At 68.2% G+C, this 16,851-nt stretch carries 14 protein-coding genes; 5 read left to right on the top strand and 9 right to left on the bottom strand.

The annotated features are described in order from the left end of the window. Window positions 1-138: 138 nt before the first annotated feature. Both IT359_02130 and IT359_02125 read left to right on the top strand, forming a co-directional pair. Complete coding sequence (locus IT359_02130; protein ID MCC6927765.1) at window positions 139-2,550, top strand: hypothetical protein; 2,412 nt, start codon at window positions 139-141, stop codon at window positions 2,548-2,550. Further along, window positions 2,522-4,576, top strand: coding sequence for an amidohydrolase family protein (locus tag IT359_02125; GenBank protein MCC6927764.1), 2,055 nt, complete (start codon window positions 2,522-2,524; stop codon window positions 4,574-4,576). The genes IT359_02130 and IT359_02125 overlap by 29 nt, the downstream gene beginning before the upstream one ends. A gap of 99 nt (window positions 4,577-4,675) precedes the next feature. Here the strand turns inward: IT359_02125 and IT359_02120 are convergent, their stop codons facing one another. The 3 genes from IT359_02120 to IT359_02110 all read right to left on the bottom strand — a co-directional run bounded on the left by IT359_02120 (window position 4,676) and on the right by IT359_02110 (window position 7,519). Next, the gene (locus IT359_02120; protein MCC6927763.1) at window positions 4,676-5,782 is read right to left on the bottom strand and encodes a membrane dipeptidase; all 1,107 of its coding nucleotides are present in this window, start codon (window positions 5,780-5,782) and stop codon (window positions 4,676-4,678) included. Window positions 5,783-5,872: 90 nt separating this feature from the next. Continuing rightward, window positions 5,873-6,211 carry a hypothetical protein gene (locus IT359_02115; protein ID MCC6927762.1) on the bottom strand — a complete coding sequence of 113 codons (339 nt, stop codon included), beginning with the start codon at window positions 6,209-6,211 and terminating at the stop codon, window positions 5,873-5,875. 99 nt (window positions 6,212-6,310) lie between these two features. After that, window positions 6,311-7,519, bottom strand: coding sequence for a hypothetical protein (locus IT359_02110; protein ID MCC6927761.1), 1,209 nt, complete (start codon window positions 7,517-7,519; stop codon window positions 6,311-6,313). 190 nt (window positions 7,520-7,709) lie between these two features. Here IT359_02110 and IT359_02105 point away from each other — a divergent pair, with 190 nt between their 5' ends. Beyond that, window positions 7,710-8,021, top strand: a complete 312-nt coding sequence (locus tag IT359_02105) for a hypothetical protein (GenBank protein ID MCC6927760.1) — start codon at window positions 7,710-7,712, stop codon at window positions 8,019-8,021. A gap of 24 nt (window positions 8,022-8,045) precedes the next feature. Here the strand turns inward: IT359_02105 and IT359_02100 are convergent, their stop codons facing one another. After that, a complete protein-coding gene (locus IT359_02100) occupies window positions 8,046-9,425 on the bottom strand; it encodes a serine hydrolase (protein ID MCC6927759.1) in 1,380 nt (459 codons plus the stop codon). A 94-nt stretch (window positions 9,426-9,519) separates the two neighbouring features. Next, the gene (locus tag IT359_02095; GenBank protein ID MCC6927758.1) at window positions 9,520-10,068 is read right to left on the bottom strand and encodes a hypothetical protein; all 549 of its coding nucleotides are present in this window, start codon (window positions 10,066-10,068) and stop codon (window positions 9,520-9,522) included. A 194-nt stretch (window positions 10,069-10,262) separates the two neighbouring features. On the opposite strand from IT359_02095, the gene IT359_02090 reads away from it, so the two are divergent. Continuing rightward, on the top strand, window positions 10,263-10,616 hold the full coding sequence (locus tag IT359_02090; GenBank protein MCC6927757.1) for a winged helix-turn-helix transcriptional regulator: 354 nt from the start codon (window positions 10,263-10,265) through the stop codon (window positions 10,614-10,616). A 7-nt stretch (window positions 10,617-10,623) separates the two neighbouring features. Beyond that, a complete protein-coding gene (locus tag IT359_02085) occupies window positions 10,624-11,601 on the top strand; it encodes an SRPBCC domain-containing protein (GenBank protein ID MCC6927756.1) in 978 nt (325 codons plus the stop codon). 79 nt (window positions 11,602-11,680) lie between these two features. Here IT359_02085 and IT359_02080 read toward each other — a convergent pair whose 3' ends face one another. From IT359_02080 to IT359_02065, 4 genes are all read right to left on the bottom strand, one after another. Then, window positions 11,681-12,103: a hypothetical protein gene (locus tag IT359_02080; GenBank protein ID MCC6927755.1), complete on the bottom strand. Its 423-nt coding sequence runs from the start codon at window positions 12,101-12,103 to the stop codon at window positions 11,681-11,683. Window positions 12,104-12,188: 85 nt separating this feature from the next. Then, the gene (locus tag IT359_02075) at window positions 12,189-13,616 is read right to left on the bottom strand and encodes an ankyrin repeat domain-containing protein (GenBank protein ID MCC6927754.1); all 1,428 of its coding nucleotides are present in this window, start codon (window positions 13,614-13,616) and stop codon (window positions 12,189-12,191) included. After that, window positions 13,519-14,772, bottom strand: coding sequence for a 6-bladed beta-propeller (locus tag IT359_02070; protein ID MCC6927753.1), 1,254 nt, complete (start codon window positions 14,770-14,772; stop codon window positions 13,519-13,521). The genes IT359_02075 and IT359_02070 overlap by 98 nt, the downstream gene beginning before the upstream one ends. A 13-nt stretch (window positions 14,773-14,785) precedes the next feature. Further along, window positions 14,786-16,837 (bottom strand): S9 family peptidase, encoded by a 2,052-nt coding sequence (locus tag IT359_02065; GenBank protein MCC6927752.1) that lies wholly within the window; start codon window positions 16,835-16,837, stop codon window positions 14,786-14,788. Between the last annotated feature and the right edge of the window lie 14 nt (window positions 16,838-16,851).

Below are 16,851 nucleotides of genomic sequence, written 5' to 3'. Positions count from 1 at the left end.
GGTATCAGCTCATCGGGTGATTTCTCCCGCTCCTCCCCCTTCGGAAGTCGTCGATCGATATCGACGAGCACCCGGATGGTGGGATCGAACGGAAGCTGGCTCTCGCGCACACGCCGACCTGCTCCGATCTTCTTCCGCGTGACCCACCTCCGTCGCTTCGTCGTCGCAGCTGCCCTCGCGGTCGCTGCCCTCCAGTCCGCACCCGCCCAGTCGCCATCCGCCCCTGGGCCGGCAGTCGTGACGCTCAACGCGGGGGCGCTCCGCCTCTCGTTCGACGCGCGCGGCACTCTCACCGAGTTGCGCGACACGACGCGCGCGGCCGGATTACTCGCCGTCGATACCATCTCATCGCTCCTCACCGTGGTGAGCGATGGACGGCGCCATTCACCAACGTCACTCGCGGCACGGCGAACGCGTGACGGGAGCGAACTCACGCTGCGCTACGCGGACATCGGCGCGCGCCTTTCCGTTCGCGCGCGCGCACGCGCGACGCACCTCACGCTCGACATCACCAGCGCCACGCCCGCCGGCCGCATCGACGCTATCATCTGGGGACCGTACGCCACGTCCATCGCCCGGACTGTAGGCGAGGTGATCGGCGTCGTGCGCGATGATGCGGGCGCGCTCGGGCTGCAGGTCCTCAACGCGAAGACGCTGGGCGGTGCGTATCCCAACCGGGAGGGAAGCACCTGGGCTCGCGGCATCGCCGCCACGGCGCGCCCGTGGGGGAGCAGCCTACAGGCGTACAGCATCAACCGGTCGAAGCCTCGCACGGTGGACGCGTGGGGCGGCAACCACCGCGACATGCCGGTGGCGCCGATCGCGGGCGAGACGGTGGTGGGAAGCGCCATCGCGCTCTTCGTGGCGAGCGAGCCACGCGTGCTCGATGTGCTCGAGCGCATCGAACTCGACGAGGGGCTCCCGCACCCCACCTTCGATGGCGTGTGGTGGAAGCGCTCCCCCCTCTTCGGGCGTTCGTACCTCATTTCGTCGTTTGGCGAGGACGAGGTCGACGAGATGCTCGCGCACACCAGCCGCGCCGGCTTCATCTCGCTCTATCACGAGGGTCCGTTCAAGAGCTGGGGACACTTCATTCTCGACAGCGCGCAGTTTCCGCGCGGCCGCACCGGTCTCAAGGAGGCGGTCGGCAAGGCGCACGCGATGGGACTGAGGCTCGGCGTCCACACGCTCACCAACTTCATCAACACCAACGACCCGTACGTCACGCCGATCCCCGATGCGCGCCTGAGCGTCACGGGGACGTCCACGCTCGTGGCAGCCGTTGACGCCGCGCAGCGCACCTTGGAGGTGCGTGCCCCCACCTTCTTCAACGACACCGCCAACAACTCGCTGCACACCGTGCGCATCGGCACTGAACTCATCCAGTACCGCGCCGTGTCGACGACGGCGCCGTTCCAGCTCCTCGACTGTCAGCGAGGCGCGTTCGGCACCCGCGCCGCGGCGCACGCGGCCGGCGATACGGTGGGAAAGCTGTTCGACCACCCATACAACGTCTTCTTCCCCAACTTCGCCATGCAGCGCGAGGTGGCGCGCAACCTTGCCGACTTCCTCAACGAGACCGGTGTCGACCACATCGACTTCGATGGTCATGAGGGGGCGCTGGCCAGCGGGCAGGGCGACTATGCGCTGGAAGTCTTCACGAACGACGTGCGCTCGCAGGTCACGCACGACATGATCTTCGGCACCAGCGTCAGCAAGACGTTCTACTGGCACACCGGGTCGTACTACAACTGGGGGGAGCCGTGGAACGGCGGCTTCACCGAGAGCATGCAGCAGTACCGCATCGACAACCAGGCGCTGTTCGATCGCAACTACATGCCGCACATGCTCGGCTGGTACCTCCTCACCGAGCGCACCACGCTGGCCGAGATGGAGTGGATGCTGGCGCGCGCGGCTGGGTTCGATGCCGGCTTCGCGATGGTGGCGCGCCCGAAGGCGCTGCGCGCCAACCCGCTTACGCCGCAGCTGCTGGATGCGATTCGCGAGTGGGAGGCGGCGCGGGCCGCCGGCGCGTTCACCAACGCCCAGCGCGCACGGCTCCGGGACGCGCATAACGAGTTCCATCTCGCACCGACGGGCGCCAGCGTGTGGACGCTGACGCCGGTCGTCGAGTCGCCGCCCTTCACGCACTCGCCCGTCGAGCGACAGCCCGGGGAACCGACGCAGAGCACGTTCACGTTCCAGCAGCCATGGTCGGCGCAGCCACTGCAGTTCCGGTTGGCGGCGACTGGAGGCGCGGGGACGGTGGACCGCGTCGTTGTGCGCATCGACGGCTTCCTCACCATCGAGCTCCCGGTATCGCTCGCGAGTGGCGAGCGCCTGGCGAGCGACAGCACGGGGGGCGTGCAGTTGTACGATACGAGCGGAAAGCCCAAGGCACGCATCGCGCTCGCCGCTCCACTGCCGGTGCTCGCGCCCGGGCGGCACACCGTCTCGCTCGACGCACGGTTTGGCGGCACCTCACCCCCAACATTGACGCTGCAGCTCCGAGGCAATGGCGATGCGGAAGACGTTCGTGCAGCTCGATAGGCGGCCGCGCCGCACGTCGCGGCCCGTCTTGTTCCTGACGATTGCCAGTGCGCTCGTGGCGACGCCACCGGCGGACGCGCTCGCGCAAGTCGGCGGGCGGGCGGCGAAGGAGCGCGCGCGCACCGCCCCGAGGTCGCAGGTCGCGGGGAGCGATACGCTCCGCCTCTACTACGTCGGCTACCCGGTCGGTCACGAACGCTGGACGCTCTCGGCGGGGGGCGACGGCACTCGCCGTTTCACGACGGAGCTCGACTACGTCGACCGCGGGCGACGGACGCACCTGCGCACAGAAGCAACGCTTGCTCCCGACTGGACGCCGCGCACGCTCTCGACCACGCGACTGACCGATACCACAAGCACGGTCGAGTCGCGCGTGGTGCTCGCCGGCAGCCGCGCCATCGTCGACTACCGGTCGCGCCACGACACCGTGGTTGTCCAGGGGCGCCCGTTTGCCATCACCGGCGCAACGCCGGTCGCGCAGCACTTCCCGCTCGTCAGGCACTGGCTGGCCAAGGGGAGGCCTGCCGTGGTGAAGGTGATCCCCGGCGCCCCTACCAATGACGTGCAGGTCGCCTGGCGTGGGCGCGACACCGTGCAGGTGCTCGCGCGCACGACCATCCTCGATCGGTACGCCGTGAACGGCGTCGTCTGGGGACAGGAGTCGGTCTGGCTCGATGGCAATGGCCTCCTGGCGGCGTTCAGCACCGCCGGCGGCGGCGGGCTCACGATGGAAGCGGTGCGCCTGTCGCTGGACGAGGCACTGCCGCAGTTGCGCCGCAGCGCCACGCGCGACCGCATGCGCGAGTTGGTCGCGCTCTCGCGCACGGTGCACCCGGTCGCGCGCGGCACGATTGCCCTCATCGGTGCGACGCTCATCGATGGCACCGGTCGCGACGCCATTCCGCACGCCGTCGTCGTGGTCAGCGACGGACGCATTGCGGCGGTTGGGGCGCATGACCAGGTGACGATTCCGCCAAACGCGAAACGCATCGACCTCACCGGGCGCACGATCATGCCCGGCCTGTGGGACATGCACACGCACCTCATGCAGATGGAGTGGGGGCCGGTCTACCTCGCGGCGGGGGTGACGTCGGCGCGCGACATGGGGAACGTCGTCGACTTCATTGTTCCCTTTCGCGCCACCGTCGACTCGGGGCTGGCGCTCGGCCCACGCATGCCGCTTGCCGGGCTCGTGGATGGCGGCGGCCCCAACGCCTTTGGCGCCGAGAACGCGACCACGCCGGAGGAGGGCCGCGCGGTGGTGCGAAAGTACAGGGCGTTAGGCTTCGAACAGGTCAAGCTGTACTCGCTCCTCACACCCGCCGTGGTGCGCGCCATCGCCGATGAGGCGCACCGTCTCGGGATGACCGTCACCGGGCACGTTCCCACGGCGCTCACGGTGGCGGCGGCGGTCGACTCGGGAATGGACCACATCGCCCATCTCCCCATCCGCGGAGACGCGTCGAGTGACAGCGTGCAACGCCTCATCGCCCACCTGCGCGAGCGCGGCACCGTCATCGATCCCACCGCATCGTGGGGCGAGCTGCTGCAGCACTCCACCGCCGAGCCGCTGGCGAACTTCCAGCCGGGGATCGCGAAGCTCCCGCCGGTCCTCGCGCAGCGCATCGCCGCCATGGGAATCGCCACGGTCGACAGCGCGACGGCGCATGCGCGCCTCGCGCGCACGCTGTCCATCATTGGCGCGTTGCACGCGGCGGGGGTGCCAGTCATCGCCGGGACCGACGAAGGGGTGCCGGGCTTCAGCGTGTATCGCGAGATCGAACTCTACGTGGCCGCCGGCTTCACGCCGATGGAGGCGCTGCGGGCGGCGACCGCCGTGAGCGCGAAGGCGATGGGGATGGAGGATCGCCTCGGGACGCTGGAAACCGGGAAACTCGCCGACCTGGTCGTGCTTGACGCCAACCCGCTGGAACGCATCGCCAATGTGCGTCGTGTCTCGCTGGTCATGAAGGGCGGCACGTTGTGGCGCAGCGCCGACATCTGGCGCGCGGTGGGTTTCCGGTGAGGCGTTAGGCGCACTGGCGAGCCTCGGCGCAATCACCGGCCGGCGGCGCGCGCCGCCGACGGCGTCACGACGCGCCGCGCGACAGCCGCGAGACGTCGCTCACCCCACTACCTGTCGCAGCACCCGCACCATGTTGCCGCCGGCGATCTTCGCCACTTCGTCGGCGCTGAAACCCTTGGCGCGCAGTGCCGATGTCCACGCCGGGAACTGCGTGTAGTCGGCCAGCACCGGGCGCAGGTTGCCGTCCATGTCGGTCCCGAGCCCCACATGCTCGACCCCCACGACGTCGGCGAGCCGCCTGGTGTTGTCGACAAACTCGTCGAAGCTGGCGTTGGTCGCACTGGGCCAGGCGCCGATCACCCCACCGGTCGACGCGACGAGCCGTGCGTGCTCCGGCGTGATGGCGCGCACGTTCAGCACGCGGGAGTCATCGATCTTGAGGATGGAATGCGACAGGATGATCGGCCCCTTCGCCAGCGCCACGACGTCCTTCACCGTGTCATGGGCCGCGTGCGCCACGTCGATCACCATGCGCTTGTCGTTCATTCGCTTCACGACCGCCTTGCCAAACGCCGAGAGCCCGCCGTGCTGCGCCGGTTGCGTCTGCAGGTCGCCGGCTGCATTGGGGACGTAGTGCACCAGCTGGATCGAGCGTACGCCATCGGCGTGGATCACGTCGACGCGCCCCGGATCGCCGTCCAGGATCTCGCTTCCCTCGCAGGAGAGCCACGCCCCCACCATGCCATCGGCGCGCGCCCGTTCCCACTCGCCAACCGTCGTCACGATGCGCGCCTTCCCCCTGGGGAGGAGGTCGCGCAGCACCGTCAGCTGCCGCTGGTACTCGGCCACCGCCTCGCCCGCGCCATAGGCGCCGCGCACCGTCACCCCCGTTGCGCCGATCTGGATGAGCGGGCCGTCGGAGACGATCGAGACGAAGCCGCCGTTCATGCCGCCGGTGTGCATGTCGCCCAGCGTCTTCATCACCGCCTGGTCGCCGGCGTACTGCGCGCTCCCCTTCCCGAAGAAGGCGCCGGGGTGCAGGTGCAAGTCGAACGTGAGCACGTCGGCACCGGCCAAGCCGCGTGCGCCTGGCGATGCCCCGCGCGGCTGCGAGTGGGTCAGCGCCTGACGAGATGTGGGCGAGAAGAGGGCGAAGCCGGCGGCGACCGAGAGCGAATCGCGAACGAACGTGCGGCGCGAGGTCATGGGCGTGGCGGGTGTGGGTCGACGATCGCACAACCTACGACCGACGCCACGATCCGTCGACCCACCGGCGGCGCGCGTCGGGCCATGCGATCAGTCGACCGACCCCCGTGCACGCGGTGTCGTCGTCGGCAGCGTACCGGGTGTGGGCGCCGCGGGGAGCGACTGGTCGCCCTTGGAGCGCGTGGCGATCATCACCGCCACCGTCCACGTCGGCGCCATGTCGACGAAGGGGATCAGCTCCGCCGCAAAGCTGGGGATGAAGACCCAGTGCCACCCCACGAGCCACACCATCGCCGCGCCCACCGCCACATCCAGCACGTCGTTGACCGGCGACGTGGCTCCACCGACGAACAACGGCCAGATGCCGAGCTGAATGGCGTCGGCCGTGACGGCAAGGATGCGAGCGGCGAGGATGCGATTGCGAGTCATGATCGGAGTGCGACGGTGAACCAGCTTGTACACCGGCGCCGGCCGCGCGTTGCGTGTTAGGGGGGCGTGTGGGATCGTCCGGGTGGCGGGGGCGGACACCTACTGGCCGCCCCGCACGATGTGGTAGACAACCACGCTCTCAACATCATCCTCGTCACGTATGACGCCAGCCACATAGTCTGAGCCCGCTTCCAGCAATCGGAAGCGCTCCGGCAGTTCGACATCAGCCAACCACGCGCCGTCGCGTCCGAGGATACTCCAGATCGTCGCGCGATCCGGCACCGTGAAGCCGGGTTGCCCCAGCTGCAACTCCTCCGCGATCACCCACTCCCCGATCCAGAGTTCACCACTTCGCGAAAGCTCGATTCGGCTAATCGCAGGGCGATTGCGCGCGAACTGGAAGGCGCGCACGATGGCCTCGCGCCGGTCGGGAGGCGTCGCGCGATTGCCTTGCCGGAAGTTCTCGCGAAACGCCTCCTTGTCGGAGTCGGCAAGCGAGCCCAGGGGCACGTTGCGCGTCGTTCGCCACCGCGCCTTCCCGTTCGCATCGTAGCACGTGACCAGCCACTCCTTGCTCCAGGCGACGCACACGTCATTCGCATTGATCGCCATCCGCGCCGCAGGCCCAAGATAGACCGGCATCTGCCGTCCGTTCACGTTCGCCACCTCGAAAGCAGGAATCGAGGCAATGGTGCGACTCGAACCCACGCTATCGCGCACCACGAGCGGAACAGTCAGGATCTCATCACCCGTCCACGACTGAAACATCTCGGGAGCTCCGACGAAGACATCGACGCGACCCCCGAGTTGGCCCATCCAGACAGGTGTCGTGAGCGAGGCAACCGGCATCCTGCCACGTGACTGGCGAAGCGTGCCATCAGGCGTCCAGGCATGCACACGCCCCTGGAAGTCGCTCACCACGATCGTGTCACCGACGCGTGTCACCTGCGACATGCCGTCCAGTTCTCCCGGGCCGGTGCCGCGGCGTCCGAACGCGCGCAAGAATCGCCCACGTGCATCGAAGACGCGTAGTTCAAGCGCGCCACCATCGGCGACAATGACCTGTCCATCCTTCAACCGCACAACCCCACGCACTCCCGAGAAGTCGGACTTCGTATCGCCCGCCCCGCCGATGCGCAGAATTGGCGTGCGCCCGAGCCGCCAGCGAGTTGGCGCAGCGGCAGTGCGTGCGTAGTGTCGGACGGCGACCCCCGCACTGTCACGCGCAAGCACGCCCTGACTCCACGCCGGCAATGCATGCCCCGCCAGGCACCAAGTGACGATTGCCGCCGAATGCACCGCTCGCATGGCTTTCTCTTCCTGTCCGGTGTTGCCACACCGTGCATCGTGCCACCACGGCGCCGCAAGCGAATGCTCTGAGAGTTAACCGTATCATCATCTCGAGCGTGTGCGAGCCCCGCGCCCTTCCCGCCGCCCGTCGCCGACGCGAGAATCGTCCGCTGCACTCATCGCACACCGCCGACGCTGGAGTGCCCACATGCCCAACCGCTCCCTGCCAATGCTGACGCCGATCTCGGTGCTGATGATGACGCTGGGTGCGCCCTTCGCCCAGATCACCGCGCAATCCATGCAGTATCGCTCCGCCGCCGGCGTCGCGCAGTCCGGCGCCCGTCAGGCGAGAGGGGCATGCAGGAGTACGAGGCATGCAAGCCGCGCTGATTGCGTCCGCACAACGATCTCCTTCGAGGGCAGCTACGGCTCCCGCCCCAACGCTATGGCGACCGACATGCTCCCCGCGAAGACGCTTCGCGTCACGCCGCCTCGTTGCAGCTCGCTTGCTTCACCGTAGCGGCCGCCAGCGGCGCCGCGTCCCCTACTTCACCCGCTTCGCCACCATCGCTCCGCCCGCCTGCCGAAGCACGAGCTGCGTCGCCTTCCCATCTTCGCCAAGCACGAAGCTCACTTCCGCCGGCACCTCGGGGATGAAGAAGTCCTTCTCCGCATAGGCGCGCGCCCGGTACTTGGGCTGGTCGGTGGGGAGGATCATCAGCGAGCCGTTCTCCACTGTCACCGTCAGCTGCAGCTTGGGCGTGAGTTCATACGTCCCCTCGTAGCGCGAAAGAAGCGCGGCATCGACCGCGATCTCCGTGCGCTGCACCGGCGGTTTGGTGAGCGGGAAGGTCGGATCGATCATGTGGAAGCCGATGTCGTCGACCGAGATCGCCGAGTTGGAGAGGACCACGACGCCCACGCGCTTGACCGGGTCGAAGCCGGTGAAGGTGCGATAGCCGCCGGTCCCGCCGTTGTGCCAGACGATGCTCCCCCCCGCGAGCTTGAGGATGTGCCACCCCATCCCCATCGTCATCGCCGGACTCGTCGTGGGGCGACGCGAGGTGTGCGTCATCGCCAGCGTGGGGCCGAGTGGCTTGCTGGTGGAGTCGAGGTTGGCGGCGAGATACTTGAGCATGTCGCGCACCGTCGAACGCAACGCGCCGGCGCCGGCCAGGGTCGGGATGTCCCAGTTGGGGACGATGTTGCCAGCCGCGTTGTGGCCCGAAGCGAGGCGGCGCTGCATGTCCGCCGTCAGCTCGATGCGCGTGTCCTTCATCCCCAGCGGCTTGAGTACGCGCTCGGTGACGAGATCGGCATACGGCTTCCCCGCCTTGAGCGCCAGCGCGTGACCTAACAACCCCATGCCGAGGTTCGAGTACTCGTAGCGCGACCCGATGTCGCGCGTGAGCGTGTAGCCGCTGAGGAACTCGTACATCTGGTCGACCGTGTAGTCGAGATACGGATTCCCCGGGTTCTTCGGCGTGAAGTTGCTCGGCATACCGGGAAGTCCGGACGACGCCGTCGCCAAGTCGAGGAGCGTGATTTCCTTCCCGTTGCGCGTGGGGACCTTGACGGTGGCGGGGAGGAACTTCTGCACCGGGTCGTCGAGACTCACCTCGCCCTTGCGCACCATGTCGGCAAGGATCGCGTTGGTGAACGTCTTGGTGATCGACCCGATCTCGAAAACCACGTCGCCGTCGAGTGCAAGGCTCCCGTTGTCCGCCTTCCCGGCGCTCAGGATCCGCGTCTTCCCGTCGGCCTCCATCAACCCGATCACCACGCCGGCGGTGCGCTTTGGTCCCACCTGCTCGGCGAGGATCGTCCGCACCGTGTCGTCGGGGGGGAGTCGGTACTGCGCGGAGGTGCGCGTCGCCGTGAGCGTAGCCAGGGCAACCGAGACGACGAGGAGCGAGCGGGTCATGACGAGGTGAGTGAGGGAACCGGCGCCCGTGGTGGCGTACACCGCCACGTGACGCCGGAGAATGTCGCTGCGCCGGACTGCAGGAGCAATCAGGTCAGATGCACATGACGACCGGCGTCCGGCCAGCGTAGCGAACGGTGGGACGAACGGTCGTTGCGCGCGCGGCATTCGGCAGCGCGAACTCAACCGCCACGCGCCCCGCCTTGAAGGCGGTGACGATCGAGTCGCGCAGCGCCCCCTTGGGCACGGCCTGTCGCACGTACCACGACCCCTGGTACGCCGGGGTGGCGGTGAGGTCGAGGAAGATGCGCCCGTCGTCTGCCAACACGCGCACGCGCGGCGGGGCGTCGGCGAACGACTCGTTAGGTGGCGGAAAGGTCCAGACGATGAGCGCCGTCTCGTCGAGCGTGCGATTCGGCTCGGACTCGATGAAGCCGATCGTGGCGTTGCCGCGGGCGCCGATCCCCGTGTCGGGGAGCACGGCCTTCGCATCCACCATGAGGATTCCGCCGCACGGCTCGCCCGGGCCTACGTCGGAGCAGGCGCCGAGTACCAGCGCCGCCGCCAGGGCGACGAGAGGGAGGCAACGGGTCGCGCGGCGCGAGGCCACGAGCGAGTGCGAAGCGTTCGGTGGGTGCATCATGGGAATCGCGGAATGCGCGCGCCGTGTCGCCCGCGGGCAGACGACGGATCCTGTAGATCGACCCCGGCGATGGCCGAATCGGTCACCGGCGGCAGGGTTAGCGTTGGGGTGAGAGCTGGGGTCAGACACCTGCGCCCCGTTCGCCGAGCATCCACCCTTGCGCAATCACAACTGCCTCCGTATCATACAACCACATGGTTGTACGTTTTCCACTCCCCGATGCCGATATCGATCGGCTCTTTCGCGCCCTGGCCGATGCCACTCGTCGCGACATCGTCGCTCGCCTGCTCTCGGACCGGCCGGCCTCGGTCTCGGCGCTCGCCGCGCATTACGACATGTCGTTCGCCGCGGTGCAGAAGCACATCGCCGTACTCGAGGAGGCGGGACTCGTGACCAAGCATCCGAACGGCCGCGAACGCATCGTCCGCGGGAATCCCGAGCGCCTCGCCCAGGCGCGCGCCCTCCTCTCCCAGCTCGAGCAGCTCTGGGCCTCTCGGTTCGCCCAGCTCGACGCCATCCTCGCCCAACCGCGCCCCTCCACGGAGTAACCCCCTCATGCCGATCACCGACGTCTCCTCCAACCCGCACGACCTCACCCTCACGGTCGTCGCCGATTACCCCGTCCCGGTCGAGCGCCTCTGGGATGCCTACGCCGACCCGCGCCAGTTGGAGCGCTTCTGGGGGCCGGAGCAGTGGCCCGCCACCTTCCTGCAGCACGACATGGCGGTCGGCGGGCGCTCGCACTACTACATGACCGGACCCGACGGGGCAATCTCGCGCGGCTGGTTCCGATTCCTCGCCGTCGAACCGCAGCGGCGCTTCGAGGTGGAGGACGGCTTCTCGGACAGCGCCGGCGAGCCTAACTCGGCGATGCCGACCATGCGCATGGTCTTCAACTTCGAGTCCACTCCCACCGGCTCGCGCTTCCGCAGCGTCACCACCTTCCCCAGCATCGAGGCCATGGAACAACTGGTGAAGATGGGGATGATGGAAGGGATGCGTTCGGCGATGGGACAGATCGACGCCGTCCTCGCCGACCTCGCCTCGTTTGCCGCCTCGCGTGGCACCGAGGCGCAACTCCTGAGCGACACGCAGGTGCGCGTGAGTCGCGTGATTCGCGGCAACGCTGCCCAGGTCTGGCGCGCCCACCAGGAACCGGCGCTCATGAGGCGCTGGCTCCTGGGCCCCGACGGCTGGACGATGCCCGTGTGTGAAGTCGCCACCAAGGTCGGGGAGCGCTATCGCTACGAATGGGAGAAGGAGGATGGGACGCAGCGCTTCGGCTTCGAGGGCGAGCTGCTGGAGATTCACCCGCCGTATCGCGCCGTCACCACCGAGTCGATGATCGGAATGCCGGGGCCCGCGACGCGCAACGAGCTCACGCTCACTCCAGTACAGGGTGGGACGCTGGTGAGTATCATCATCACCTACCCAAGCAAGGAGCTGCGCGACATGATCCTCGGCACAGGGATGACCAAGGGAATGGAGACGAGCTACGCGCGACTCGAGCGGGAGGTGCTTGCGGCGGCGTGACGGCTGCAACACATCCGCTCCGCATCAGGCGTCGTGAGTGTGTCCTGCATGCTCACGGCGCCGGCGGGTGCACCCTCCCCTACATCACCACAGCGAAGTTGAACTCCCCTTCGCGCACCGCGTGTTCGCGCGCGAAGGCGATCACCTCATCCAACTCGGCCAACACCTGCGCCTGCTGGTTGCGCAACAGGCCGAAGCGCACGTTCTTCGCGACGATGTGCCCGCGCAGCGCCTCCAGCATCGCCAGCGCCCCGGCCAGCGGCATCCAGCTCCCCTCGGCCGCCATTAGCTCGTTGGTGGACGTCATGCCAGGCGGCAGCTCGTGCCCCTCCACGTTGTAGCGCTGGTCGGTCGTGTCGCAGATCTCGAGGAATGGCTTCAGCTGCAACTCCCGCGTGATCGCATCCAGCCGCTCGGCATGCTGATAGAGCGCCAGGTGATCGCTTTCATCGGACGTCACGGCGCCATCCACCAGCACGTTGGCCCACAGGACTGTGCTCACCGATTCCTCCCGCGTTCGACGCGGTTCGAGTTACCCTCCGTGCAACGCGCCTCATAGCTGCTCACGACGCGCACCCGCGTGTCACCTAATCTGCAAAGCCACGCGCCCTCAGCGCCTCCACCACACTCGGCCGCGCCATGCCTTCGGGAGACTCGTTCCATCGATTGAACGACTCGGCGCGCGTCGCCCCGGCGTCGAGTAGAAGGTGCACGATCGCCGGGTAGTCCTCGTCATTCCCGCGTTCGCAGTAGCGCGAGCCGTGCGCGCACCAGGCGATGGGCGAGCTGCCGTACCGCGTGTCGCGCACGTTCACGCTCGCGCCCGCCGCCAGGAGGAGTCGTACCATCTCCACCTGGCCATTCCACGCCGCCCAGTGGAGCGGCGTCCCGCCCCACTCTCCCTCCTGCGTGAGCGGCCAGCCGAGTGCGACCATCAGGCGCACCGTGTCGAAGTTGCCACGCGCAAGCGCGAGCCCCAGCGCATCGCGCTCGCTGGGGCCGAGTGTCGAGAGAATACCCGGATGTTCCTCGACGTCCCGCCGCGCGGCAGCCGTGTCACCGATGGCGCAGGCGCCTAACAACTGATCCACCGCGCGCAACGTGGTATCGGCACCAACCGAGGCGAGGTATGTCGCGCCTTCAACATTGCCGGCGCGCACGGCGAGTTGGTACGCGGTGGCACCGTCGTCGCGCGGCACGTCGAGGCGCGCGCCGTGCTCCACGAGCGCACGCAGGACCTCTTCCCCGTGCCCGACAGCCGCCGCGCGCAGCAACGGCGTCTCCCCCGCTTGCGGCTGGTTGGCCCTCCCGGCATGGCTCGGCACGTTGGGGTCGGCGCCGTGCTCGAGGAGCCAGCGCAGCCCGCGCATCGCACTGGGGGTGACCTGGTTGTCCGGTGTGTGCGCAGCAAGGAAGTGCAGCGGGGTGTTGCCGTACGGCGTGGGGCCGCGACTCACGTCGGCGCCAAACTCCACCAGGAGTTCGAGGCAGGCGCGGTGATCGTGCTGGGCCGCGTGGTAGAGGCTCTCGCCATCCGTGGGCCTGGCGCCGCGCTCGAGCAGCAGGCGCGCCACCGCCACGTTGCCGCGCACGCATGGGAAGTAGAGCGCGGGAATGGTGTCTGACACATCGGGGAGCGGCGCCGCCGCATTGGGGTCGGCTCCGGCATCGAGAAGCGCGCGCACCGCCGCCAGCCGCGCCGCGGTCCCAACGCCTAACGCTTCCTTGATGTCCTGGGACACGGCATACAGCAGCGGCTCGATGTCGTCGCCAGGGATGCGTTGCGTTGCCAGCGAACGGTCGGCGTCGAGAAACTCCTGCACTATCGCCGTATCGCCGACGGCGGCCGCCGCGTGGATGCTGGTACGCACGAGTGCAGGCGTCGCCTGGAGCAGCGCCAGCGCTCCAGCCGTGTCGTCATGACGCAGCGCATGGAGAAAGCGCGCGCCCTCGTGGCGCAGCGCTTCGAGTGCGTTCTGCTTGCCGCCGTCGGGCGGCGCGTCGTGTTCGGTCATTCCAACCTCTCCGCGTTCCGTCAGCGTCTCGTGACGCGGAATCGAAGGATCTCCGGCGCACCGTCCGGCGACTCGACTCGCACATAGATCGCCCCCGGGGCAAAGGCGACGCCCCCCACGCGGGCAGCGGTGCCGGCAACGTGGCACGCCCAACGAACTCACCATGCGGACCAAACACTTCAAAGACGGTCTGCCGGTCGCTGCCGCCCAGCAGTCGCCGCACCCAGGTATTCCCTTCCGCATCCACCAACAGCCGCGTGAACGCGGGCTCCAGCAGCGGCACATCTTCGAGGCGCACCACGCGCCGCGCATTGGCGACGCCGATCATCGGCGTCAGCTGGGCGATGGCCGAATCCACACGCGAGCGACGCAGCTCGTCGGGAATGCGTCGCGGCGTCCAGCGTCGCGTGACATACGCGCTCCCAGAACGCCCGCCTCCAACACGCATGATGCGATACTCGCCTGACCACCCCGTAACAGCTCCGCCCTGCGGGTGAAGCGCGAACAGCTGCGCGGGCGTGAACGGAATCACGATCGACGTCGCACCGTCAGCCGGCTTCTGCGGAAGGTCAGCTCGCGAGACAGTCCAGAGGCGCTCGTCACCCCCCGCCTCGATGGCGAGCGTATCGATCGGCTCTCCCTCGATCGAGAATCGCACATAGAGAATCCGGCGGATCGCGCCACCTTGACTCGCGCCTCGCGACGGCGCCGGCACAACGACACGGTATGCGGAATCGACCTGGATCTCGTTGTGATGGCAACAGGCACTGCTCCAGCTACGCAGCAGGCGCCCCGAGGTATCGAACACCGTGGTGCGCGACTGACCGGCATCGTGCACCGCCAGGTAGCGCCCGCGAATCGCGATCCAGGCACCTCGATACTCGCCCGGGCCACTCCCCTGCTGTCCAATCGTCCGCAGCAGCTTTCCATCGGGGGTGAACACCTTGATTGCGACTGGACGCGCATCGACCACGTAGAGCCGCCCCTGCGCATCGACCGCCAGGCTGGTGGGCTCCGCCAGCTCCGCCCCCGCGCGCGCTCCGTAGCGCTGTTCGAGCGTGAACGTCCACGCGCGCGTGGAATCCACCTGGGCTTGCGCCGTCGCGGTCGCGATGACCATCCAGGCGACCCACGCCGCACAGCGCACGCGAGTCATGCTGCGCTCGAGTTCAGTTCTTCCCCAGCAGCCGCAGGTCGGGAAGCGAGTCGCCCCACAGGTAGTGATTGAACCAGGCCAGGTTGTGCTGCATGACGGCGCGCATGCTCTTCGGCTTTGTGATCCCGTGGCCGTATCCCTTGTAGACGATCATCTCGACCGGGACGCCGCGATCCTCGAGCCCCTGTCGCAGCTCGTACGCATTGGCGATCGGGACGCGCCGATCGAGTTCGCCGTGCTGGATGAGCGTCGGGGTGCGCGCCTGCTTGATGTAGTGCATAGGCGAGGTCTTGTCGTAGATCGCCGGGTCTGCCGCGGGATCGTCGCCCAGGTAGTTGATCGTGAACGGCGTGATGTCGGTGTTGTAGTAGTACGTGGCCCAGTTGGAGATTCCCGCACCCACGGAGATCGCCGCAAAGCGCGTCGACGTCGTCGTGAGGAAGGCGCTGATGTACCCACCCTGGCTCCACCCCATCGACGCCACCCTGGCGGGATCGACCCAGCCCTTGGCGATGAGGAAGTCGACGCCGCTCAACACATCCCATGCATCACCGACCCCCAGGTTGCGCACGTTGAGCGTGCGGAATGCCTGCCCGTATCCTGCGCTCCCCCGATAGTTGACCTTGAGAACGAGCGCGCCGCGCGCCGCCCAGATGTCGACCGGGTAGTAGCGATTGTCGGGGAGCGCTGGGCGATCGGTCCCGGTCGGCCCGCCGTGGATGACGCAAAGGAGCGGGTGTTTCCGCGCCGGGTCGAAGTTGGCGGGCTTGATGAGGATCCCCTCGATCGTCGCGCCATCGCGCGACCTCCACGAGATCACCTCGCGCGACGCCACTTGCAGCGATTGCAGCTGACGCGTGGCGTCCGTCACCACGCGCGGCGCCCACGCGGCCACCGGGCTCACCGCAATCTCGGGGAGCGCCGTCGGTGAGCTGAGCGTGAAGGCAGCGCTCGACGCATCGGCGCTGAGCGACACGCCGCCGATCATCGCCCCGTCGGGACCGGAGACGCGCGTGATGCGCCTGGTGGACGGATCGAGCTTGAACAGGTGACTCGCGGTGCGCTGCGCCCCGGCAAACCAGATGGCGCCGGCGCGCCAGTCGATCAGGTTCGGGTTCTCATCGAAGGCATCGGTGAGCGACGTCGGCGTCCCACCCGCGGCCGGCACCACGGCAATGCGGCTGTTCGACGCGAAGTACCGCTCGCTCCCCATGGTGCTCGAGAAGGCGATCTGCGTCCCATCCGGCGACCAGACGGGAGAGTTGTCGGGCCCCGGCTGCGTCACCAGCGGTCGCACCGCGTCGCCTCCGGCAGCCGCACCGCCGAGCGTCACAATGTAGAGGTTCGCCGTCTTCCCCTGGATGAGGTCGGGATTGAGCGTCGCCGAGAAGGCAATCCGCGTCTCGTCGGGCGACCAGGCGAACGACTGCACCGTGTAGTTGGTCCCCGAGGTGCGAGCGCGCCCGGGTTGCGGCGACGAGAGCGCGGCATTGACGTCGATGGTGTAGAGGTGCGAAAACGCGTAGTCGCGACGGACCACCTCGAAGGCGCCGTACTGCTCCAGCCGTTCCTTGGCCCCCTTCGCCTCGTCGCCACTCGAGGTGAAGGCGATCGTGCGCCCACTCGGCGACCATCGATAGTTGCCCACCCCGCGCTCGCTGCTCGTCAGGCGCAAAGGCTCGCCCCCATCCAGCCGCAAGGCGAAGAGCTGACTCTTTCCTTCCTCGCGCGCACTGAGGAAGCTGAGCCAGGCACCGTCGGGCGACCACTGGACTCCGCTCACCCCCTTGGGGTCGCGCGTGAGCTGACGCCGCGCCCCGCTCGATGCGTCGGCGACCCACAGCTGCGAGACGAAGGTGTCCCCCTTCCAGTCGGTGGAGGTCACCGTGAACGCGACCCAGCGCCCGTCGGGCGAAAGTTGCGCGCCGCCCACCGACTCCAGGTTGAGGAGGTCGTCCACCGTCGGCGCACGCCGCTGCGCATGCAGCGGTCGAAGGCCAAGCACGCAGAGCGAGGCGACGAGGAGGCAACGGGCGAGTGAGCGATCGAGGCGAATCGGGCGCATGGACGTGGTGAAAA

The organism is Gemmatimonadaceae bacterium (assembly GCA_020852815.1).
In the GTDB taxonomy this organism is placed as follows: Bacteria; Gemmatimonadota; Gemmatimonadetes; order Gemmatimonadales; family Gemmatimonadaceae; genus SCN-70-22.
The sequence above is the reverse complement of the archived record's forward strand: the minus strand, read 5'-3'. Positions and strand labels throughout refer to the sequence as shown.

What these genes read in the sequence shown, in the direction of transcription:
- IT359_02125 (MCC6927764.1), top strand. Translation starts at nt 2,522, where the DNA reads ATGCGGAAGACGTTCGTGCAGCTCGATAGGCGGCCGCGCCGCACGTCG.
- IT359_02120 (MCC6927763.1), bottom strand. Translation starts at nt 5,782, where the DNA reads ATGACCTCGCGCCGCACGTTCGTTCGCGATTCGCTCTCGGTCGCCGCC.
- IT359_02115 (MCC6927762.1), bottom strand. Translation starts at nt 6,211, where the DNA reads ATGACTCGCAATCGCATCCTCGCCGCTCGCATCCTTGCCGTCACGGCC.
- IT359_02110 (MCC6927761.1), bottom strand. Translation starts at nt 7,519, where the DNA reads ATGCGAGCGGTGCATTCGGCGGCAATCGTCACTTGGTGCCTGGCGGGG.
- IT359_02105 (MCC6927760.1), top strand. Translation starts at nt 7,710, where the DNA reads ATGCCCAACCGCTCCCTGCCAATGCTGACGCCGATCTCGGTGCTGATG.
- IT359_02100 (MCC6927759.1), bottom strand. Translation starts at nt 9,425, where the DNA reads ATGACCCGCTCGCTCCTCGTCGTCTCGGTTGCCCTGGCTACGCTCACG.
- IT359_02095 (MCC6927758.1), bottom strand. Translation starts at nt 10,068, where the DNA reads ATGATGCACCCACCGAACGCTTCGCACTCGCTCGTGGCCTCGCGCCGC.
- IT359_02090 (MCC6927757.1), top strand. Translation starts at nt 10,263, where the DNA reads ATGGTTGTACGTTTTCCACTCCCCGATGCCGATATCGATCGGCTCTTT.
- IT359_02085 (MCC6927756.1), top strand. Translation starts at nt 10,624, where the DNA reads ATGCCGATCACCGACGTCTCCTCCAACCCGCACGACCTCACCCTCACG.
- IT359_02075 (MCC6927754.1), bottom strand. Translation starts at nt 13,616, where the DNA reads ATGACCGAACACGACGCGCCGCCCGACGGCGGCAAGCAGAACGCACTC.
- IT359_02070 (MCC6927753.1), bottom strand. Translation starts at nt 14,772, where the DNA reads ATGACTCGCGTGCGCTGTGCGGCGTGGGTCGCCTGGATGGTCATCGCG.
- IT359_02065 (MCC6927752.1), bottom strand. Translation starts at nt 16,837, where the DNA reads ATGCGCCCGATTCGCCTCGATCGCTCACTCGCCCGTTGCCTCCTCGTC.